The organism is Actinobaculum sp. oral taxon 183 str. F0552 (assembly GCF_000466165.1).
Taxonomy (GTDB): Bacteria; Actinomycetota; Actinomycetes; order Actinomycetales; family Actinomycetaceae; genus Peptidiphaga.
The window spans coordinates 44,775-66,088 of the sequence record NZ_KE951407.1; the positions used below are offsets into that span (position 1 = coordinate 44,775).

A 21,314-nucleotide genomic window follows, 5' to 3' on the forward strand; every position below is an offset into this window, starting at 1 on the left:
CACGGGGCACAACTACGGCATGAGGGGACCGCCGAAGATGACCCTGTACATCGTCCTCGCCGCCGTTGGATTCGGGCTCATGCTCGTCTCCTTCCTGGCGGACGATATCTTGGAGGGCTTCTTGGACATCGACTCCGGAGGCCTGTTCTCCACCACCGCCCTCGCGGCGGCTCTGACCCTCTTCGGCGCAGGGGGGATCATCGCCACGGCGGTGGGGGCCGACGAACGCTGGTCGATCCCGGTGGCCGCGGTGGCGGGCGCCGTCGGATACGCCGCCTCCGTGGCCTTCGTGCGAGCCCTGCGCTCCTCGGAGTCTCCGCAGCCGGACTTGGCCGCTTCAGTCGTCGGGACGCACACCGTCGTCGAGGCGGGGCCCAGCGTCCTCGTGCTCTTCAACGGCGCCTACCTGCGGCTGGCCGTGCGGTCGCAAGACGGGGAGCCCCTGCGAACCGGGCAGAACGTGCGCGTCGTCTCGCTCATGTCGCCCGGCAGAGCCGTCGTCGTCCCCGTTCCCCCCATGAATGCGAAGGAGTCCAACTCGTGAACTTGACCATCGGTATCGTGATCGCGGTCGTCGCGATCGTCGCCGTGGGATACCTCATCGCCTCACGCTACTACGTGGCTTCGCCCGACGAGGCGCTGATCGTCACCGGTCGCAAGACCAAGTCCTCGATCGACGCCTCCGGGCGTGAGATCGCGGATCTGACCAATCAGCGCGTGATCGTCGGCGGCGGAGTGTTCGTCATCCCGTTCGTCCAGCGGCTCTACCGTCTGTCGTTGGCCAGCCGCAAGATCGTCATGCAGATCGAGGCCATCGACATCAACTCGATCCCCATCGACGTCAAGGCCGTGGCCGTGGTCAAGATCGGCGGCACCGAGACGGCGATCCGCTCGGCCGCCCAGCGCTTCCTCAACCAGCAGAACCAGATGGCGGACACGGTCCAGGAGCTGATGGCCGGTTCTCTGCGCTCGGTCATCGGCTCGATGAGCGTCAAGGAGATCATCACCGACCGCGAGGCGCTGTCGGCGAAGGTGCTCCAGGCTGCTCAGGAGTCGCTCACCGAGCAGGGCCTGACGCTTGACACGCTTCAAGTCCAGGACATCTCCGACGCCAACGGATATTTGGAGTCCATGAGCGCCCCCAAGGTGGCCGAGGTGCGCCGCGAAGCCAACATCGCCAACGCCGCAGCGCATCAGAAGTCCGAGGAGGCCCGCATCGAGGCGGAGCGCCAAGTCGTGCTCAAGAGCAAGGACCTGGCCCTCCAGAAGGCGGCGATCAAGGTCGAGACGGACAGGGCGGACGCCCAGGCCTCGGCGGCCGGCCCGATCCAGGCGGCGCAGATGGACCGGGAGATCGCCACGAGCCAGAACCAGGCGGCGAAGGAACGCGCCGAACTGCGCGCCACCGAGCTCATCGCGGAGGTCGAGCGCCCGGCCGACGCCGCCAGGTACAAGACGGTGGTCGAAGCCGAAGCCTCCAAATCCCAGGCGATCGCCCAGGCGGAGGCGCGCGCCCGAGCCGCCACCATCGAAGCCGAAGCGCGTGCCGCGGCTTCGAAGATCGAAGCCCAGGCCCGAGCCGAGGCCCGCCGCGCCGAAGCGGGAGCCGAAGCCGAGGCGGTGCGTCTGGCCGGTCAGGCGGAAGCAGATAAGACAGCCGCCATGGCCCGAGCCGAGGCGGAGCGGGCCCTGAACGTCGGCAAGGCCGAGGCGGAGGCCACCAGCGCCAAGGCCGAGGCCATGCGCGCCTACGGCGAGGCGGCCGTCCTGCAGATGGTCGTCGACCAGCTGCCCAGCATCGTCCGGGAGATGGCGGCGCCGCTGTCCTCCATCGACCAGATGTCCGTGGTCTCCACCGACGGTGCGACGCCTCTGGTCAAGACCGTGGCGTCGGGCATCGGCCAGACCACGGAGTTGGTCAAGGGTTTGACGGGAGTGGACCTGGCCGGCCTGTTCCACAACGCTTCGACCGACGCAACCAACGCCCCCGGCGTCCCGGGCGGATCAGCGGGCAGCTCCTCCAAGGCCTAGAGCAGCTCTTCCAGGGGCTCTCGGATCGGCGGACAGCTAGACCCTCGGCGGATCCAAAGCCTAAGGCGCCTGCAGACGAAATCCGGAGCCTCGCGGTCCCGGGCCGACTCCGGAGCTGTCGGGGGCGAATCAGACGTCTGATTCGCCCCCGACAGGCCGACTACCCGGCCGTTTCCTCCGTTTTTTCCGTCTCTCTTTTCCGCCTTTCTCACCTTTTCGCCTCCCCCGCTTTCTCCGCATCTCTCACCTTTCGGCTTCCCCTGCCTTCCGCGCGTCGGCACTCGCCTCCGGCACCTCTATACGCCGCCCCATCCGGTGAAACCCACCCGATTCCTACACGCTCCCCGATGAAACCTCCGTTTTCTGGTGCGTTTTCGGGCCCGTCAGCGTCGCACTCCAGCGCTCACCCGGTGAAACCCACTTATTTTCTGCCACTCCCCTGGTGAAACCTCGGTCACCCGAACAGTCTTTTCACCGACCACCCAAAACCCCAAATTCCAAAGCCTCAGAGCCTTGGAAGTTCACCGGTAGCCTCGGACTCGCTCCCCGTCGCCTCCAACCCGGCCGAGTTTTCACTTCTCCTGGCATTCCCGTTGGCTTCACTCCCGACGTTCCGCTGGGCTTCATTCCCGACGTTCCATCGATCCTCATGTCTGCTCCACTGAGCCTCACTCCGATTCCGCTGGGCCTCGCCCCAGTGCTGGGCACCCCCAGTCGCCAGGCCTCGGTTCGGCCGAACCTCACTCCTGCTCCGCCGAACCTCGCCCCCGGCCGTCCCGCATCCGCTCCCCGGCAGACGTCCCGCCTAGTTCCCGATGCACTTGACGCAGATCGTCCATTTCTGGAGGCTCGGTGAGATGGGCGAAACGGGCCTCCAACGCGGCCCCCTCGGCCCATGCCAAGCGTTGACGGCCTTTCGCCCCCTGAGCCTTCAACGCTTGAGCTGCCCGACGGAGCACATCAAACTGCCGCGAAAGCCCGTCACCCCCGCTCGCGAATTCATTCTCGCTCGCGGAACCGTCTCCATATTCGCTTCCATGCTCGCCACTGCTGAACTCACCCCCATTCCCGAGCTCGCTAGCGGACGGAGGCAAGGATCCAAGCCCCTCACCGGAAGAAAGAGAAGATCCAATCTTTTCAGTTGACCGAAACGGAGATCCAAGCTCGCCGCCGGACGGAGTCCCGTCAGAATGCGACTCGTCGGCGGCCGTCCCAGACCCACCGTCAAACTGCGGATCGAAGCCCACGGCCCCGTCCTGAACCTGAGCAGCCCCATCCTGAAGAGTCGAGTCGATCTGCGCCTGAACCGAGTCGGAGCGACCCCGGACGGATTCGACCTGGGCGCGGACCAGGCGAGGCGCATAGACGTCGACCAACGAAATGGCGTCGACGCGGACCTGCTCGTCAGTCGTCGGCTCGTCCCACACCGATCCCAGCGCGGTGAGATCGTCGAGGACGTGCATCCATCCGATCATCCGATCGGGCCCCAGCACCGCCGAGTTCCGGGCCACTTCGGCGTGAAGGGCGGCCAAGCCTTCATCCAACCGGGCGCGCGGGATCCCAGCGGAACCGCGGACGTCTGCGAATTCTCTCCGCTCGCCGAACCGCGCGCCGGGTCTTCTCCCCGCGTCCCGTCCCGCTTCGCCTACCCTCTGGGCGAAGGCTCCGTTCCAACCACCGCCGACGCGGCCTACGCCTCCCGCCCCGCCAGCCGCTCCCAGGCGGCCGACGGCGAAGCCCGCACCCGCCGCCGCGACGACGCCGAGAATCAGGCTGGCGAAGGGAGGCACTCTAAAGGACCGGGCGGTGAGGAAGGCGAGGAGGCCGCCTCCCAGCACGGCCGGAACGAATCGCGACGATAGGCACCGCCCGAAAGACGACCACAGCCCGCGTCTGAGGAACGAGGCGCACCGTCGCAAGGACGGCCGCAGCCGGAACTCGCGGAATATGCGGAATATGCGACGCCCGAGAGGCCGGCGCCCGTGCCCGGGAGACCGACGCCCGCGCTCGGGACACGTCCGGGAACCGCTCGGCGAGGACGACGGCAAGCCGCGCCGGAACCGGTGTGGCCCGCGCATGGTGTCAGGCTGTGGTCCGGCGGTAGACCGCGATCTGGCTGGTGATCCTCACGCGCAGAGTCGCGGGAGCGGGCTCGCCGCAGCAAGAGCGGCGAAGGATGTGCCGGATGTGGGCTTCGGCGCTGGCGAGGTCGGAGCAGTGAGGGCATGTTTCGCAGTGGCGCCGGAGTCTGGCCGCCATCTCCTCGGGCATCTGGGCGTCCAGAAGCTCGAAGAGGTGGCGCGCCACCTCTTCGCAGGAGCAGTCTGCTTCGCCGGCCCGCATCGCCTTCTCCACGGCGCCGGCGAGTTCTTCATCGCTTTTCACTTCTTCTCCTTCGTGCCGTAACCCAGCTCTTTCGCGTAGTCCGCCAGGAGCTCGCGCAGCTGGCGCCGCCCGCGATAGAGCCGCGACATGACCGTACCGATCGGAGTGTCCATGATCTCAGCTATCTCCTGATAGGAGAAGCCTTCGACGTCAGCCAGGTACACGGCCAGCCGTCGATCCTCCGGGAGCTTGGTCAGGGCGTCGCGTATCTCCGAATCCGGCAGGCGTTCGATCGCCTCGGCCTCCGCGGATACGAGCCCCTGCGAGGAATGCGTGGACGCCTCGTATTCCTGCCAATCCTCCACCTCGGCGACGTCGGCCTGCTTGGGCTGGCGTTGCGCCTTCCGGTAGTTCGATATGAAGGTGTTGTTGAGGATCCTGTACAGCCACGCCCTGAGATTCGTGCCCGGCCGGTACTGGTGGAAGGCGCCGAACGCCTTAGCGTACGTCTCCTGCACCAGGTCCTCAGCGTCCTGAGGATTGCGGGTCAGCCTCATGGCGGCACCGTACAGCTGGTCTAGGAACGGCAGCGCATCCCGTTCGAATCGCTCCGAACGGGCGGCAGCGTCCTCGTGGGCCGCGGGGCCTTCGTGGACTGGATCCTCTGAAGCGGATTCGTCGAAGGCCGGCGGAATCGTATCTGTGCTCATCATGATCTAGGTTAGCGGGGTTCGGCCCCGCGTCGATGAGAACGCCGCAGCCGCGGATTCATTCCCGCCCTGCTTTCCACGGGCCGGGTGCCTCTTTTCACGGCTGTTATTCACGAGCGGGTGGCTGCCCCCGCCTGGGGCATCGGCGACCACAGGGCCGGCATGTCCTTGGTTTGTCATTCCCTTGGCCTCTTAAATCCGCGAGCCCCTGACCTCTCAGTCGCGGGCATCGGCCTGTCGGTTCGCGGATCTTCGGCTTCTCGAGTCACGGATAAGGCTTCGGGCTTCTCATCCGAATTCTCGAACCTCGGTCGCAGCCTCGCAATTCGACCTGCGATGCCGCAGTTTACGAGGAAGGCGAGGCATTCGGCGCCGTGCTCGATCCTGTTCCGGACGGAGGGCCATCACCTGGAACCACACGACTCGTCTCCGGATCTAAACCTTTAGGTACGGGACGACAGTCAGTAGAATATAGCATACCAAAATATAATTTATCAAGTGTCATAGTTATACCTACATAACCGCCATCTTTAGTATTATAAAAATCAGTCCACAAAATATTACTATCGGAGATATCGACTACTTCGGTGAATCCATACGGTTCTACCTCCTCTTTCACTATTTGTTTCATTCGACGAAAATTTTCTTTATTCAAGCCATAAAAAGCTCCTTGTTTTCTTGAATCATTTCTTCCTACTTTATTACCGTCATTGCAATAGGAAAAATATTGCGCAGGAGGATCTGCATTTTCCCATTTTCTTTGACCGAATTCAGCATCAATTCGACTGCGTATATTCGTGAATGCATTTTGTAATTGCCAATAAACCGTAATAATGTCGGTACGATGAATAAATGATCGAGTTGCTATTTTTTTACTCAAATTATTGTCATACATGGATTTTTCCTTAGTTTTTATCATAGTAGAACTATTATTTCCCAAACATCCGGAAATTAATATTAATATTATGTTTATAAGTGCTATATTACGTTTCAAATGTTTTCCTATCATTCTACTTGCCCTGTTATGACTTTTGCTAATTGCAACTGTGAATCGCTCCTATCGGCTAAATATCCTGAGTGTCCGGTTTCTTTCGTGTTTGGACCGTAGGGGTCAAGTTTCTTGAAACCGCCATCCAAATAGGGGTCAGTGCCAAACCATCCGCGAGTATCTTTTCCCACGAGGAATCTTTTAAATGTGTTACCTGAACTTATAGGATCATCCGCAAAACGGAGTACGTAATTGTGACGAACCGGTGTGTTCATCTGCCAGGACCCGTCCTTGACTCCGGGGGAACCGAAGACGACGAATTCATCGACCACGCCTGGGCGCACTTGTGCCACGCCATAGCTGGCCGTTGTCGAGCCATAGGAATGGCCCAGAACCGACTGATGCACTTTCGATAGACCCTCAGTTCCGACGTTACGGGAATCACGGATGCCTTCTTGGAAGCGGGCGAGGGTTCTCCCGCCCATTTTCGCCTCTCCAGGCCCTAGAACAGAAAAATCCACATGTTGCCCGCCCCATTTATATAGAGCATAGGGTATACCTTTGGCTAAATTCTCAGGTTTGAGAGTTCCTAATAAGTCTGAGGGTTTGATTGCACTCGCCTGCTCTACAGGATTGACAGGAGCATCGTATCCTATCCATCCTACCATAGCGACAGACTTGCTATGTGATATATTTTCAGCGCGATTTTTTAAATCTACCATGCTTTGCGTCACATCTATCATACTATCGTGAACATTAGTTGTCATGCCCGGAACGTAGGTCGATACATGGTCGGCCGTGTCGATATTACCCGCGGCAATGGCAGCTCGCGTGTGCTCATGTCCATTCTCGCCGGTTGCGGGATCGAATACTAGAAGTTGCGTTTTTCCATCATTCTTTTCAAGAGCCTTCAGAACCGATACCATCTCCTGATATCTTTGATTGTTTTTCAATTCTTTAATACTGTAAGCATTTTCCAATTTCTGCATCTTGAGACGAAGAGAGGCGCGATTGGCTTTATCACGTGCCCAACCTTCTATTCCGTCGAGATTCCCGATCTCGTCCGGATGCCACCTGATGAGGAAGTCTTGCTCCTCTTTCGTCAGGGATTTCCAATAAGCGGCGATTTCCTCAGTGCTCGCCCCCTTGGGCGGCAGCTCGGGCAGGCCGCGAATCTTGTCGCGAGGCCCGTCATCGACATCGACCTTTCCACCGGCAACAGTGGAGAAGAGCGCTTTAGCCTTCAAATCGGCTTCAGTAGCCTTTTTCAAGGCCTGAGACACAGCCTCTTTGCATTTAATCAAAGCCTCCTTATTACCTGAATCGGATTTCGGATCGGTCACGCTGCCATCGGTGGCGATGGTGAAACCCCGGAAGTTGGCGATAGAATAGGCTTCAGTGACCAAAGTTTCCACGTCGCCAACCAGATTTTGCACAGAGGACGCGCCTCTTATCAAAGCACCGATATTTGCCAAAAGGAGCTTCTGCTTCGCTTCGATCTTTTCGCGCCTGCTTTGAGCAGCTTTTGCACCAGCTCCGGACCACCCGGTGGAGACATCCATCGTTTCGACGGCATCCGCCGAGGCCACGGCCCGTTTCCTGGACCATGCCAGAACATCCAACGTATGGTCGAGATTCTGGCCTCGCCATCTTTCCACATCCGACCAGGTAACCATCAGGCGATCTCCGACAGGGTCTTGTCCACTGCCTTGAAGTCCAAGCTGACCGAATGATCGGTGGTATTATAACCCTGCTTAGCCGAACGAATGGCCGATCCGTACTCGTCAAGGCCATTCGCCAACTGTTTCGCGCGATCATCGACGAATTTTCCGGCACCCGCCGCTTCCTTCGCGGACGTGCTTCCCGGCATGGCTGTAGAGAAACACTTCATGCCATCGGAAATCTTCACAGCTCCAGCTTCGCCACTGGCTGTGTCGCATTTAGCGGCCGCAGCATCCAGCTTGTCCGATTCCACGTATAGCTCAGACAATTTCACACCTCTCCCTTTGCGGTATTGCGACGAGAAGCGAAGTCGGCGCTCCCCCTTTGTGAGACATCTAAACTATAACGCCTTTGGGTGGCCAGCGAAAGAACTCTCCCGTTATTTGGATATATTCAAGGATTACAGCATCCGTCTTGACATTTGATGGGTCATGTATTAACTGCATTTCATCGCGAGGCATCCGCTTTCCGTCACGCGGGATCCATTCGGGGGATGTGCCGCTCCGCCGCGGAATGCCCACCGCCGGCGGCCGTTTTGCGGTAGGAATGGAGCATGAGTGTTTTGCGCACAGTCGCCCGCCCCCTTCTCGCCTGCCCATTCGTCCTCGCCGGGATCGACGCGTTCGCCCGCCCGGCAGGTCACCGCGAGCGCGCACAGACCTTCGCCCCGCTGGCGAAGAAAGCCGGGATGGAATTCGACGAGACGACCGCGGACCTGGCCACGCGCGGCCTCGGGGTCGGGTTCGCCCTCGCCGGCCTTGCATTGGCCACGGGCAAATGCCCCCGGGTCGCAGGGGGCGTGCTGGCCGCGCTCGAGGTGCCGGTCGCCCTGGCCAACAATCCCTTCTGGAGGCATCGGGGCGAACGGCGCCGAGCCGACCTGGCCGGCCTGGCGGTCTCGGCCGGGCTCGTCGGCGGGGCGCTTATCGCCGCGGGCGACCGCGCCGGCAAACCCTCCCTCTCCTGGCGCATCGCCGCCGCGCGCAGACATCGCGAGGCCCTTGCGGAGGCTCGGCTGTCGGCGCGCGTCGCATGAAGGAGCCTCGGGCGTGGGCTGCGCCCTTCCATCCCGGTCCGGTCGACGCCGCGGTCAGGCTCCCCGGGTCGAAGTCGCTGACCAACCGCTATCTGGTCCTCGCCGCGCTCGGCGAGGAGCCCGCCCGCATCCACCGCCCCCTCATCGCCCGGGACACCGTTCTCATGGCGCGGGGCCTGGCCGGCATGGGCGCCGCCCTGTCCCATGAGGGCCGCACTCTCACGTTCACCCCCGGCCCGCTGGGCCCGGCCAGGATCGAAGCCGGACTGGCCGGGACCGTCATGCGCTTCATTCCGGCGGTCGCGGCCTTCGCCGTCGGCGACGTCACGGTCGACGGCGACCCCGCGGCCCGGACCCGCCCGATGGATCCCGTCGTCCGCGCGCTGCGCGACCTGGGCGTGGAGGTCGAGCACGCCGCCGACGCCTCCGGCCGCGCCGTCCTGCCGGTCACCGTCCACGGGACCGGTTCGGTGGAGGGCGGCAGCGTCGAGATCGACGCCTCGGCCTCCTCCCAGTTCGTCTCCGCCCTGCTCCTGGCGGCCCCGCGCATGGAACGCGGCCTGGACCTGCGGCACGTCGGCCCGCCGGTGCCCTCGAGCCCGCACATCGCCATGACGGTCGAGGTCCTGCGCGCGGCGGGCATCGCGGTGTCCGCCCTGGCGGACGACGGATCCCCCTCCAGCCCGGGGCGTCCCGCCGCGCGGTGGACCGTCGAACCGGGCACGCCCCGGCTCGGCGACGTGACGGTCGAAGCCGACCTGTCGAACGCCGGTCCCTTCCTCGCGGCGGCGATGGTCACCGGCGGGCGGACGGCGGTTCTGGATTGGCCCGCGCGCACCGCCCAGGGGGGCGAGGCGCTGCGCGGAATCTTCACGGCCATGGGCGGGCGGGCGGCCTACGACCCCGACGCCTCGACGCTCCGGCTGCAGGGGCCGCACCGCATCGCGCCGCTGGACGCGGACATGCACGACGTCGGCGAGCTCGTGCCCACCGTCGCCGCCGTCGCAGCCTTCGCCGACGGCCCCTCGAGGCTGCGGAACATCGGTCAGCTGCGCGCCCACGAGACCGACCGGCTGGCCGCCATCGCCGCCGAGCTCGCCCGCGCCGGGGGTAGCGCGAGGATCGAGGGAGACGACCTCGTCATCCAGCCGCGCCCCCTCCGCGGAGCGCGCCTGGAATCCTACGCGGACCATCGGATGGCGACCTTCGGGGCGATCCTCGGCCTGCGAGTCGAGGGAATCGAGGTGGCCGGCGTCGAGACCACGGCGAAGACCTTCCCGCAGTTCACCGACATGTGGAGCGAACTGGCCTGCGCGCCGGGAGCCGGGGCCGCGCTCTGCCCGGACGGCGGACAGCGAGCTCCCACACCGGGCGGGTCGCGCCCCCGGCTCATCGAACCCGCGGCGCCCGGCGTCGGCTTCACCGACGGCGAGCTCCCCGCATGAGGCGCGACATCGGCACCGACGACCCGCGCGTGAGAGTCCGCCCGGGCAAGGGCTCCCGGCCGCGCACGAAGATCCGGCCCGACTATTCGGGGGCGCCCGTCGCCGAAGTCGTCGGCATCGACCGGGGCCGCTATCGCCTGCTGCTGCCCGCGGAGAGCGGCGGGGCTCGGCCGTCGGAGGCCCGCGGCGGGCCCACGGGGCGCGAAGGAGGGCGAACGCGGGGCGGCGCCTCCCCGGGAATCGAGTTGACGGCCGTCAAAGCGCGCGAACTGGGGCGGGGAACCGTCGCCGTGGGGGACCGCGTGCGCGTCACCGGCGACATCTCGGGGCGCAAGGACACCCTGGCCCGGCTCGTCCGCATCGAGGAGCGCACCTCCGAGCTGCGTCGCTCCCCCGAGGACGGCGAGGGCCGCGAGCGCGTCATCGTGGCCAACGCCGACCAGCTCGCGATCGTCGCCTCCCTGGCCCGGCCGGAGCCGAGGCCGGGCATGATCGACCGCTGCCTCGTCGCCGCCTACGATGCGGGGATGGTCCCGATCCTCGTTCTGACGAAGGCCGACCTCGCGGATCCCGGGGATCTCCTGGCGGCCTACGCGCCTCTCGGCGTCGCCGCCTACGTCACCGGCCACGGGGGAGGCGGGTGCACGACGGCGGGCGAGCCCCCCGCAGGCGGCGAAGGCGGCGCGCCGGACGCCGGCCGATCCGCCCCTCCGGCTGTCGCCCATCTCGCTCCCCCGAGCGTCGCCCAGCCCGAGGGCGTCGCCTACGGGCTGGAGGCCGTGCGCAGCGCCCTCGCCGGCCACGAGACGGTGCTCGTCGGCCATTCCGGGGTCGGCAAGTCGACGCTCATCAATGCGCTCATCCCCACCGCGGGCCGCGCGACCGGCCGCGTCAACGGGGTGACGGGCAAGGGAAGGCACACCTCGACGTCGGCCGTCTCGCTGGCGCTGCCCGAGGGAGGGCGCATCGTCGACACGCCGGGCGTGCGCGGCTTCGGCCTGGCCCACGTCTCCCCCGACGACGTGCTGCGCGGCTTCGTCGACCTGGCGGGCCTGGCGGAGGCCTGTCCGCGCGGCTGCACCCACGCCCAAGCCGAGCCCGACTGCGCGCTCGGCCAGGCGGCGGACCCGAACACGATCGCCCGCGTCGTCTCCTTCCGGAGGCTTCTGGCGGCACGAACCGACGATTGGAGTTGACGATGGCCTCTCTCACCCGGCTGTCCGACGATCTCGCCTTCGCCCGGTCGATCATCGACCGAGTCGACAGCCTCACTCTCGAACGATTCACGGCCGGGGACCTCGCGGTCGAGACGAAGGCGGACGACACGCCCGTCACCGACGCCGACCGCGAAGCCGAGCGCGTCATCCGGGCTATGCTCGGGCGGTCGCGCTCCCGCGACGCCGTCTACGGCGAGGAGGAGGGCGGTGTGACGGTGCGCGCCGCCCGGCGATGGATCATCGACCCCATCGACGGCACGAAGAACTACATGCGGGGCGTGCCGGTGTGGGCCACGCTCCTGGCGCTGGAGGAGGAGGGCGAGATCGTCCTGGGGATAGTCTCCGCGCCGTCGCTGGGCAGGAGGTGGTGGGGGGCCAAGGGCTTGGGCGCGTTCACCGGCAGGAGCTGGGTGGGGGCGCGCCGGATCCGCGTGTCGGAGGTGGCGGACCTGGCCGACGCGTCCATCTCCTATTCCTCGCTGTCGGGGTGGGCGACCCGCGGGCAGTTGCGGGCTTTCATGCGTCTGACCCAGCAGGCCTGGCGTACCCGCGCCTACGGGGATTTCTGGAGTTACATGCTCGTGGCCGAGGGGGCCGTGGACGTCGCGGCCGAGCCCGAACTCCAGCTCTACGACATGGCTGCGCTCGTGCCGATCGTCGAGGAGGCGGGAGGCTCGTTCACTTCGCTTCACGGTGAGCCGGGCCCGTGGGGTGGCTGCGCTCTGGCGACGAACGGGCTCCTGCACGCGGACGTCCTGGAGGTGCTCGATTCCGTCCGGGACGGGTGAGCCGCAGGCTTGGCCGGATCCGCGTCGGGAAGACGGCATAATTGACGCATGGTTGACGAGCGCGAGATCCTCACATGGGACGATTTCGGCACCGCATCCCGCGAGTTGGCGGCGACCGTGTGGGATTCCGGATATCACCCCGACATCATCGTGTGCGTGGCCCGCGGCGGGCTCCTGCCCGCCGGAGCCATGGGCTACGCACTCGGCATCAAGAGCCTCCTGGTGCTCAACGTCGAGTTCTACACGGGCATCGGCACGACGCTTCTCGATCCGCGGCTGGTCGATCCGGTTCCGGACAACCACGGCATGGCGGGCAAGGAGGTCCTGATCGTCGACGACGTCGCCGATTCCGGCCGAACCCTCGAATTCGTCCACGGCATCTGCCGGCAGTACGCCTCGCGGATCCGCACGGCCGTGCTGTACGAGAAGCCCCGCACCGTTTTGAACTGCGACTACGTGTGGAAGAAGACCGACAAGTGGATCGTCTTCCCGTGGAGCGCTCTGCCGCCCGTCAACGCGGGAGCCAACACCGAGGCTTAAGGGGGGCGGGCCCGGCGCGTCCACGACCCGGTGCGTGCGAGGCACGGCCCGGCCGGAGTGGCCGGTTCCTCCAACGGTTTCGGCGAGGCCCAGCATCCCCGATTCCCGTCGGAGCGCATCGATAGGCTTGTCGCATGCGCATTCTCCATACGTCCGACTGGCATGTAGGCCGGACGCTCCACCGCGCCGACCTCATGCCCGCCTTCGAGTTGTGGTGCCGCCATGTCGTCGAAGTCGTCCGCGAGAACGAGGTCGACGCGGTCCTCGTCTCGGGCGACGTCTACGATCGCGGGGTCCCTCCCACGGCCGCCGTCGGGCTCGTCGACAGGACGCTGGCCGAACTGGCGGGCCTGGCGACCGTGGTGGTGACGGCGGGCAACCACGATTCGCCCCAGCGCCTGGGCTTCGGGGCGGCGCTCATGCGCGAGAACGTCCACATCCGCACCGATGCCCTCAGCTCGGGCGTCCCAGTCGAGGTCCGAGGCTCGGACGGCCGGCTGGGAGCGCTCGTCTACCCGATCCCCTATCTCGACCCGGACGTCGAACGGACCCGCCTGGCCGCAGCCGAAGCAGTCGACACGGCCGCCGACGCAGCCGCCCTGCACGCCGCTCCCGTCCCGCATGCCCGCGCCGGCGTCTCCGCTTCCACACGAAGCGGCTCCGCCACCCGAGCAGGAGCAGCCGGCTCCGCGCACGGCGACGCCGAGCGAGAGGACGGCGCCGGGGCGCTTCCCCGGTCCCACGAGGCCGTGCTCGGCGCGGCGCTGGACCTCGTCTCGCGGGACGTCCGGCACGGCGCGCACGCCGGGGAGGAGGTCGCTCGGATCGCCATGGCGCACGCCTTCGTCACCGGCGGGGACGCCTCCGATTCCGAGCGGGACATCGCGGTCGGCGGCCTGGCCAGCGTCCCTTCGGCGCTCTTCCGGCTCGGCGGTCCCGGCCCCGGGCCGCTCTCCTACGTGGCGCTCGGCCACCTCCACTCCCCTCAGCGGGTCGGGCGCGCGGGCGATCCCCCCATGCGCTACAGCGGCTCGCCCGTGGCCTTCTCCTTCTCCGAGACGGCCCCGAAGAGCTCGGTCCTCCTGCACGTGCACGGTTCGGCGGTCGAGCCGGAGCTCATCCCCGCGCCGGTGTGGCGCCCCGTGCTCACGGTCGAGGGGACGCTCGAGCAGATCGAGGCGGCGGCGCTGACCGCCGACGCAGAGGCCTTCGTGCGGGCCGTCGTCATCGATCCGGACCGTCCCGCGGAGATGGCCGAGCGGATCCGGCGGGCCTTCCCCCACGCGCTGGAGATCCAGCACCGCGCGGCCTCGGGCGGGGGCGCGCACCGCCGGGCCGACGTCGCGGCGATGGACCCCGTCAGGGTCCTCGACCTGTTCATGTCCAGTGCGGGGAATCGGCCGTTGGACGCCGCGGAATCGGCGCTCCTGGCCGACGCGTGGGAGTCCGCACTGGCGGCGTCGAACAGGGAGGCGAGGTCCTGATGCGGATACGACGCCTCGAGCTGGCGGGGATCGGCCCGTTCGCGGCCGCCTACACGATCGACTTCGACGCGCTGACGGCCGGAGGGCTCTTCCTCCTCGACGGCCCGACGGGCTCGGGCAAGTCGACGATCATCGACGCCATCACCTGGGGGCTCTACGGTGCGGTGGCCGGCGGGAGGGACTCGACGGACGATCGCATGCGCTCGACCCACGCGGCCCCCGCCGCCCAGTCCTACGTCGACCTCGTCTTCTCAGTGGAGGCGGGGACCTTCCGCGTGCGCCGCACCCCCCAGTGGACGAAGCCGGGCAACAAGAATCCGACCAACGCCACCGGAAAACTGTGGAGGCTGTCGGAGGGTGCGGTCGAGTCGGGCAGACTGGAGGCGGGCGAGGTCCTGGAGACCAAGGCGGCGGGGACGAGCATCGAAGTCGCGCGGCTGATCGGACTGAACCGCGAGCAGTTCGTCCAGACGATCGTCCTGCCTCAGGGAAAGTTCGCGGATTTCCTGCGTCTGCGCAGCTCCGAGCGGACGGCCCTTCTGGAGCAGATCTTCGACACCGGGATCTACCGGCGGGTCGCCGAAGAGCTGTCGCGCCGCGCGAACGAGGGCGCCTCAGAGGTCGCATCGGCCCGGCAGGCGTGGCTCATGTCCGCGGCCGCGTGCGTCACGGCGCTCGACCTGGAATCCGAGCGGGCCGGCGAACTCAGCCGGGCCGCCGACGGCGCGGCAACGCCGGAGGAGGCGCAGACCGTGGCCGCGGAACTCGATCGGCTCTTGGCGCGCTGCCGGGCTGACGCGGCCCGCGCCGAGGCCGCCCGCGACTCAGCCCGTTCGACGGCGGCGAAGGCAGCCCGGCGGGCGCAGGAGGCCGCAGACCTCAACGAGCGGCTTGCCCGGCGTTCGTCCCTACTGGGCCGGCAGGCGCTTCTGGCCGGGCGCTCGGAGGAGATCGGCAGGCTCCGGGAGGAGCTCGCCCTGCACGAAGCCGCCGGCCCCCTCCTCCCCTATCTGGACGCCTGCGAGAAGGCCGAACGGCGCGTGGACTGCGCCCGAACGCGGCTCGCCGACCTCGGGGAGGAGCCGTCGTCCGTCGACGCCGCGTCGCTGGCCGCGACGGCCGGGCGGGTCGACGATCTGGCCGCCCTGTGCGGCAGGCTGGACGAACTCCTGCACGTGGAGGAGGGCGTGGCCGTACAGCAGGAAGAACAGCGCGAACGCCGAACCCGCCTCGAAGCGCTCGACCGAGCGATCGCGGCGGCCGAAGAGGCTCAGGCGGAGCTGCCCGCGCGCCGCATGGAACTGGAGCGGCGGCTGGCCGACGCGCACACCCTCGCCTCGACCGTCGAGGCGAGGCGCCTGGAACTCACGCACCGTCAGGGACTGCGCGATCAGGCGGCAGAGCGCACCCGGCTCCGCGCCGTCCGCGAGACCGCGCGGGAGAAGGCCGCCGAGGCCGCGGCGGCCTTCCAGTCCGCACGGCAGGCCAGGGAGCGGACTGCGTCCGCCTGGCTCGCCTCGACCGCAGCGATCCTCGCCTCCCAGCTCGCCGAAGCCGAGCCCTGCCCCGTCTGCGGCTCACGCGACCACCCCTCCCCGGCGCCGGCGGCGGGCATCCGGGCCACGAAGGGGGAAGTCGACGCCGCCGACCTCGCCGCGTCCCGCGCCCGAGACGCGCTCGACGCCGCCCAGCGCGATCTCGCCTCCGTTGAGGCCCGTCTGGAGGAAGTCTCCCGCGACCTCGGCGGCCTGAGCGAAGAGGACGCCGTCGAGCGGCTCGAACAGGCGACCGCGGCGCTGACCGAGGCCGAACGGGCGCACGAGGCCGCCGCGAGCCTGACGGGCGAGCTCTCGGACCTCGACGACCGGATCGAGGAGGAAGGCGAGCGACGCCGCCGCGACATCCAGGCCCGCGCCTCCCTCGAAACGGAGATCCGCACCGCCTCCCTGGCGATCGACGCCTCCCGGGAGCGAATCGCACCCGAGCTCGCCGGGCACGCGAGCATCGCGGATCGGCGAGGCTCCCTGGCCGCAGCCCTCGCGCAGGCGCGGAAGCGCCTGGAGGCCGGCAGAGAGCTCCTCGTCGCACAGTCGGGGCTGGCCGAACGCGACGGGGAACGGGCCGCCGCGCTGGAGGCCAGCCGGTTCACGGCGGCCGAAGACGTGCGCGCCGCGCTCATGGCCCCCGAGGACGCGCACCGGGCGCGCTCAGCCGTGGAATCCCACGAACGGGAACTGCGCGACGTCGCCCGCGATCTCGCCGCGCCCGGAATCGCCGACCTCACGGGAGAAGAGGAGCCGCACGCGGACGAGCTGGCCGCGGCGGCCGGCGAGGCCGAATCCGCGGCCGCCGCGGCCGACAGGCAGGCCACTCTGCTCGCCGACCGCGTGGAGCGCTCGCGCACCGCCCTCGACGCCGCGCGAGCGCGGGCCCGGACGTGGCAGGAGGCCAGACGCGCCGCCGGGCCCGCCCTCCGCCTGGCCAACCTGGCCAACGCCGGAAGCGAGTCGGTCACGCGCATCCCCCTGGCGACCTTCGTCGTCCAGCAGCGTTTCGAGCAGATCGTCGACCGTGCGAACGAGCGCCTCGCCGACATCTCGCTCGGACGCTACCGGCTGGAACGGACGGACGAAAGAGAACGCGGCTCGCGCGAAGCCAAGACGGGCCTGGGCCTGCTCGTCGTCGACCGAGACGGCGAGGCCTCCGGGAGCGCACGCCGGTCCACCAGGAGCCTGTCCGGCGGAGAGACCTTCTACGTCTCGCTCTCCCTCGCGCTGGCCCTCGCGGACGTCGTGCGCGCCGAAAACGGGGGCATCGCCATCGACACCCTCCTCATCGACGAAGGCTTCGGCTCGCTGGACGACGATACCCTCTCCCTGGTCATGTCCACCCTCACCGGCCTGGCGAGGAACGGCAGGAGCGTCGGCCTGGTCAGTCACGTCTCCGAGATGAAGAAGCTCATCGCCGAACAGATCAACGTCCGGCCGCTGCCCGGCGGCTCCTCGCGCCTGGACGTCAGATGCTGAAGGCCGGTGGGTCAGCCGGCCCGTTCGCCCAGTCGGGTCCGCCTGCCTGCCCACCGGCCGACCCGGTCCACCCATAGCCGACCCGGACTGCCGGCGCCTACGAGCCTTTCAGTCTCCCCGCCAGCCGCCTCAGACTGCCGCGCCTTCAGCTCACCGGCTCCTCACGCCGCCCCTTCAGTCCACCGGCCGCCTCAGCCGAAATACGCGATGAGGTCCTCGCGCTCCTCGACGTCGTACCACATGAGGTCTTCATCAGCGACGCGTTCGAAGGCCTGCTCGTCGCCTCCGATCGCCGCGAGCAAGTCCTCGAGGGCCTCATCGTCATCGACGTGGATCGACGCCACGGCATCCCAGCCCACCGGCCGGACAAGGCGGCGAGCCGTCGGCAGAAGATCGTCGCCGGGGACCGGTTCGACGCGGGAGTCCGCAACGTCCGCGACGACCACCACCCTCAACGGCCTGATCGTCTCGCCGCCCTGCGCGAGCGCCGTGAGGATGCGAAGCGAGTCGTCGGCCGCAGCGCCCATCGCCACCGATTCCAACACTTCCTCCCCCTCAGCGGGCATAGCATGTTCAAGTTCACGAGTGACGGCGTGCACGAGACGAGGCAGAAGATCCTCCTTGGAAACGTCGGCACTCGTAGCCGGTATGTATATCCTCACGCTCGTCATGGTATCGCTCGGAGAATCGGGTTCCGCGAGCCGGCGGGACGACATCGGCTACAGCCTCGACCCGGAGATCTGAGGAGAGCCGATACCCCATCTACCGCTTCCGAGTCTTCCTACCATCTGGTAACATGTTCTACAATAGGTCTAAAGGATGACTTCCGAAAACGATGTCCACCCTGAGGATTAACAGATGCCGTGTATAACATGCACGCATGAAGCACATATGCCCAGACGAAACGGTATTCTCTGAACATCTGTTCACTTATTAAGTGATCTTCATCACTCCACCTGGAATGCGGTGCCCCTGCACGGCGGGCCGCCCCACCCTCCGAGTCCGGCAAGTCGCCCCCGATACACCAGGCCGACGGCAGACGACTCGAATGCGGCGAACCGCCCGGTAATCGGGGTACCCCGGTTACCGGTTCCGCGGCCAACACCGGCCGGCCGAACGCGACACAGCGCCAGCCCCCGGCCATACGGCCCCAAGCTCGGAGCACACGCACCCGCCCCGCTTCGGACCGCCTCGCCGCGCACAGCGATACGGTGTCCGCCGCGACTCCATGAGAATGCAGCGTTTCGCGACGAGAAAACCGAGACGGCCACGGGTGCAGAATCCATCCACACCCAGGCTCTAAACGACGTTCAACGCCGTGCGCCGCCCCGCCCCTCCCGAGCGGCACGAGGAGGGCTTCGCCGGCAAACTTCGCTGCGGGCGGACCCGGACACCCCAGTTTTCCTTTGGCAACACGCTAAAGCCGAGTCTCTTCGCCAGTCGGGAGCGATGCGGAAGGCGACGGCGACAGGGGAACGACCACACCCCCACCCGCAGAATCGCAAGCTTTCGGGGAACGTCCGGCCAGGAGCCTCACAGGGCGGACGACATCCCCGATAGGGGCACTAGGCAGCCCAGGGATCCGCATACCCCGCCGCGCGTTTCGCATCCGCCCCGACAACGGAAAGATCCGCCTCATCTGGTAGCGTCCCCGGAAGGATGGGTATACATGCCCTACACATTCGAACTGGCTCGGGCACCGGAGAATAACGTATCCCCGGCGCCGGATGGGGCGTCGCGCAAGATACCGGCCGTCAAACGGGAATCGCGCCAGCGTGGAAATTTCTTCCGCGCCTTAGGGCAGTGCTCGCCAGACTTGCAAGTCCGACCGACACGGTTTCCACACACCTGTGGAAAACTTCTCTTCTGTCTTGCAATGTGTCACAATATGTGCATGGGCAAATTTCTAACCATTGCAGATGTCGCAGATTACCTCAATGTTTCCATCGGTCAGGTTCGCACCCTGATCAAGTCCGGGGACCTCCCGGCGATTCAGATCGGCGGCCGCGGCCAGTGGCGCATTGAGGCCAAGGAACTAGAAAATTACATCACCCGCAGGTACGAAGCTACCCGCAAGAAGATCGGAGTCGAGGAACTCTAGGGAGTTTCCCGGGTCTCAGGTTCGGCACAATTCAATACCGCCATGATGGAGTGCTCTGTCCACCCGCCTTCAGGCATTTCACTCTTCCCGGACGAGGGCTTTCGACGAATCCAAAAAGTGGATTCGGGCTCGGCGGCGCTGCTAGTGGCGGTCATTGAATTCGGTATTGACCTATCCCTCGTCCGCTTGCGGTTTCGCGTGCCCGTAGTGGCCCCTTGCCGGGCGAGGCGGTCAGTTCACTCGTCACATTCACTGCCTATCTTCTTTCGAGCACTTACCTGCATCGGCGGGGTCTCACCACCGCCCTCGGCGGCAACCTCACCACCTGGCTGATGTTTCTCACCACAACCTCAGATTTCTCTGAGCGGGAAGGGGCGCTTAGTGCCATGCACAGGCGCCCCTTCCCGTATTCTGTGCCCTTCCCCGCGCTCTAGGCCCCAACGCCAGCCGGCCATCGCTTGGCCCGGTCGTCGCCTCGCCTCCCCGCGTTCTAGGCTTCACTCATACCTTCCCATATTTCTGTACTCACCCGAGGCGCTCCACGCCTTCCACACCTCACCCGCATCGCCTTCCACACCTCACCGTGCAGAGAGGCAGAGCGGCCCGAGACGAGAGCTCGCGGTTCCGCACCCGGTCATTTCACACCCAGCCTCGCAGAGGGAAGCGGAGGAAACGCGCCGAGGAATACGGACGACAGAGGAGGGAAGGCTCCTCGACGGGCGCCGTCTAGACATCGGGATCGCACCCCACTGCGCGGGAAGGAAAACCCTCGACGTCAAGCATCGCATGTGCTGATCGGCCCCACTGCGGCGGGAGGATAACTTAGACGGTGCCCACCGTCCCGGCGAAAACTGGATCTCGCCCATTGCCCAAAGAGGAAACAACCTACCTTTGCTTTCAAGTAGCACGACTCCAACTATACCGTGCATACCACGCAGACTGGCCTTCCTACGAGATCGAAGATGTTGGTAGTAAATTCAATCAAAACGTAGCGGCAAGGCAGGTCATCGAACTATGCGTCGTCTTCTCATTCTGGAATCAGCCACGCGCAGCGGAGTCCCTAGGGTACCGGCGCAGTGCATCGGCTCCGGTCAGCGCGCCGGAGAAAGCGGCGTAGAGCGTGGAGACCATGGCCTCGCACGAACCGTGGGGATCGGCAAGCGAACCTCAAAGGACTCGTCATGAGCATCATCGCGGCGAAGCCGCCTCGGTTTGCCGGATCCGATCCGTTCATCGAATCCGGCCAGTCCGCCAGATTCGGCCGGCCTACCACATCCGGCCAGCTCACCGAATCCGACCGATCCGGGAGATTCGGCCGATTCGCCGACCCCGGTCGATCCGCCGAGGCCAGCCAGTCTGATGGATCAAGCGAGCCCGTCGGAGTCGACCGGCCTCCGGGGTCGATCCTGGCTCGGGTTCGCGTCCCCGCACCCCCGGCCGTCGAACCGGACGCCTTCCCCTCAGCTTCCCCGGAACGGCCGTGGGACAGAGTCGCCATCGTCGTCGCGCGCGAAGATCCACGGTTCCGGGAGGAGTCCATGGAACTCAAAGATCCCCTCCCAGATCGGGCTCCGGACGGGTCGAGCCTCGTGGGGGCCATCGTGATCCGCACCGTCGAAGTGCTCCTGGGGCATCGCCCGGCGTCGTCCGTGCGGCAGTGGCTGGCTCCGGAGGTCTTCGCCCCACTGGTTCGGCGCGCCGGCCTGGCCTACCGCATCAACGGCAGAGCGCAGCGCCGCCAGGCTCCGCGGATCCTCCATATACTGGCCAATCGGCCTCTCGCGCGGGTGATCGAGGCGGTCGCGGCCGTCCACGACGGAGAACGCGTCCGCGCGGCGTGCGTGCGCATGGAGTACCTGCGAGGCCGCTGGCGGGCCGTCGCCTTGGAAATAGGGTGAGGG

18 protein-coding genes are annotated in these 21,314 nt (G+C 66.4%); 12 read left to right on the forward strand and 6 right to left on the reverse strand.

Annotation, left to right across the window (positions count from 1 at the left end; genetic code table 11):
• Positions 1-19 precede the first annotated feature (19 nt).
• The 3 genes from HMPREF0043_RS11350 (at position 20) to HMPREF0043_RS01385 (ending at position 3,893) form a co-directional block, all read left to right on the forward strand.
• Positions 20-544, forward strand: coding sequence for a hypothetical protein (locus HMPREF0043_RS11350; RefSeq protein ID WP_021600987.1), 525 nt, complete (start codon positions 20-22; stop codon positions 542-544).
• Positions 541-2,031 carry a flotillin family protein gene (locus HMPREF0043_RS01380; protein ID WP_021600988.1) on the forward strand — a complete coding sequence of 497 codons (1,491 nt, stop codon included), beginning with the start codon at positions 541-543 and terminating at the stop codon, positions 2,029-2,031. The genes HMPREF0043_RS11350 and HMPREF0043_RS01380 overlap by 4 nt, the downstream gene beginning before the upstream one ends.
• 1,190 nt (positions 2,032-3,221) lie before the next feature.
• Positions 3,222-3,893 (forward strand): hypothetical protein, encoded by a 672-nt coding sequence (locus HMPREF0043_RS01385; RefSeq protein WP_040317567.1) that lies wholly within the window; start codon positions 3,222-3,224, stop codon positions 3,891-3,893.
• A 220-nt stretch (positions 3,894-4,113) separates the two neighbouring features.
• On the opposite strand, the gene rsrA is transcribed toward HMPREF0043_RS01385, so the two are convergent.
• From rsrA to HMPREF0043_RS01405, 5 genes are all read right to left on the reverse strand, one after another.
• Positions 4,114-4,416: a mycothiol system anti-sigma-R factor gene (gene rsrA / locus HMPREF0043_RS01390; RefSeq protein ID WP_021600990.1), complete on the reverse strand. Its 303-nt coding sequence runs from the start codon at positions 4,414-4,416 to the stop codon at positions 4,114-4,116.
• Positions 4,413-5,069: a sigma-70 family RNA polymerase sigma factor gene (locus tag HMPREF0043_RS01395; protein WP_021600991.1), complete on the reverse strand. Its 657-nt coding sequence runs from the start codon at positions 5,067-5,069 to the stop codon at positions 4,413-4,415. Before HMPREF0043_RS01395 ends, rsrA begins: the two co-directional genes overlap by 4 nt.
• 343 nt (positions 5,070-5,412) lie before the next feature.
• Positions 5,413-5,961, reverse strand: coding sequence for a hypothetical protein (locus tag HMPREF0043_RS10910; RefSeq protein ID WP_156897468.1), 549 nt, complete (start codon positions 5,959-5,961; stop codon positions 5,413-5,415).
• A 110-nt stretch (positions 5,962-6,071) separates the two neighbouring features.
• Positions 6,072-7,643 (reverse strand): alpha/beta hydrolase, encoded by a 1,572-nt coding sequence (locus HMPREF0043_RS10505; RefSeq protein ID WP_021600993.1) that lies wholly within the window; start codon positions 7,641-7,643, stop codon positions 6,072-6,074.
• A gap of 86 nt (positions 7,644-7,729) precedes the next feature.
• A complete protein-coding gene (locus HMPREF0043_RS01405) occupies positions 7,730-8,029 on the reverse strand; it encodes a hypothetical protein (RefSeq protein WP_156897469.1) in 300 nt (99 codons plus the stop codon).
• Positions 8,030-8,329: 300 nt separating this feature from the next.
• On the opposite strand from HMPREF0043_RS01405, the gene HMPREF0043_RS01410 reads away from it, so the two are divergent.
• The 7 genes from HMPREF0043_RS01410 (at position 8,330) to HMPREF0043_RS01440 (ending at position 17,312) form a co-directional block, all read left to right on the forward strand.
• Positions 8,330-8,812, forward strand: a complete 483-nt coding sequence (locus tag HMPREF0043_RS01410) for a DoxX family membrane protein (RefSeq protein WP_021600996.1) — start codon at positions 8,330-8,332, stop codon at positions 8,810-8,812.
• Positions 8,809-10,257, forward strand: a complete 1,449-nt coding sequence (gene aroA / locus HMPREF0043_RS01415; RefSeq protein ID WP_021600997.1) for a 3-phosphoshikimate 1-carboxyvinyltransferase — start codon at positions 8,809-8,811, stop codon at positions 10,255-10,257. Before HMPREF0043_RS01410 ends, aroA begins: the two co-directional genes overlap by 4 nt.
• Positions 10,254-11,453, forward strand: coding sequence for a ribosome small subunit-dependent GTPase A (rsgA, locus tag HMPREF0043_RS01420; protein ID WP_021600998.1), 1,200 nt, complete (start codon positions 10,254-10,256; stop codon positions 11,451-11,453). The genes aroA and rsgA overlap by 4 nt, the downstream gene beginning before the upstream one ends.
• A gap of 2 nt (positions 11,454-11,455) precedes the next feature.
• Positions 11,456-12,262, forward strand: coding sequence for a histidinol-phosphatase (gene hisN, locus HMPREF0043_RS01425; protein ID WP_040317570.1), 807 nt, complete (start codon positions 11,456-11,458; stop codon positions 12,260-12,262).
• Between the two features lie 48 nt (positions 12,263-12,310).
• A complete protein-coding gene (locus HMPREF0043_RS01430; protein WP_021601000.1) occupies positions 12,311-12,802 on the forward strand; it encodes a phosphoribosyltransferase in 492 nt (163 codons plus the stop codon).
• A 134-nt stretch (positions 12,803-12,936) separates the two neighbouring features.
• Entirely contained in the window at positions 12,937-14,286 is a 1,350-nt protein-coding gene (locus HMPREF0043_RS01435) for an exonuclease SbcCD subunit D (RefSeq protein WP_021601002.1), read from the forward strand.
• Positions 14,286-17,312 (forward strand): AAA family ATPase, encoded by a 3,027-nt coding sequence (locus HMPREF0043_RS01440; protein WP_156897470.1) that lies wholly within the window; start codon positions 14,286-14,288, stop codon positions 17,310-17,312. Before HMPREF0043_RS01435 ends, HMPREF0043_RS01440 begins: the two co-directional genes overlap by 1 nt.
• Positions 17,313-17,503: 191 nt before the next feature.
• Here HMPREF0043_RS01440 and HMPREF0043_RS01445 read toward each other — a convergent pair whose 3' ends face one another.
• Positions 17,504-17,983 carry a DUF6912 family protein gene (locus tag HMPREF0043_RS01445; RefSeq protein ID WP_156897471.1) on the reverse strand — a complete coding sequence of 160 codons (480 nt, stop codon included), beginning with the start codon at positions 17,981-17,983 and terminating at the stop codon, positions 17,504-17,506.
• 1,223 nt (positions 17,984-19,206) lie between these two features.
• Here HMPREF0043_RS01445 and HMPREF0043_RS01450 point away from each other — a divergent pair.
• On the forward strand, positions 19,207-19,413 hold the full coding sequence (locus HMPREF0043_RS01450; protein WP_198010256.1) for a helix-turn-helix domain-containing protein: 207 nt from the start codon (positions 19,207-19,209) through the stop codon (positions 19,411-19,413).
• Positions 19,414-20,594: 1,181 nt separating this feature from the next.
• Positions 20,595-21,311 (forward strand): Rv3235 family protein, encoded by a 717-nt coding sequence (locus HMPREF0043_RS10915; protein ID WP_051317378.1) that lies wholly within the window; start codon positions 20,595-20,597, stop codon positions 21,309-21,311.
• The last annotated feature ends 3 nt before the right edge of the window (positions 21,312-21,314 follow it).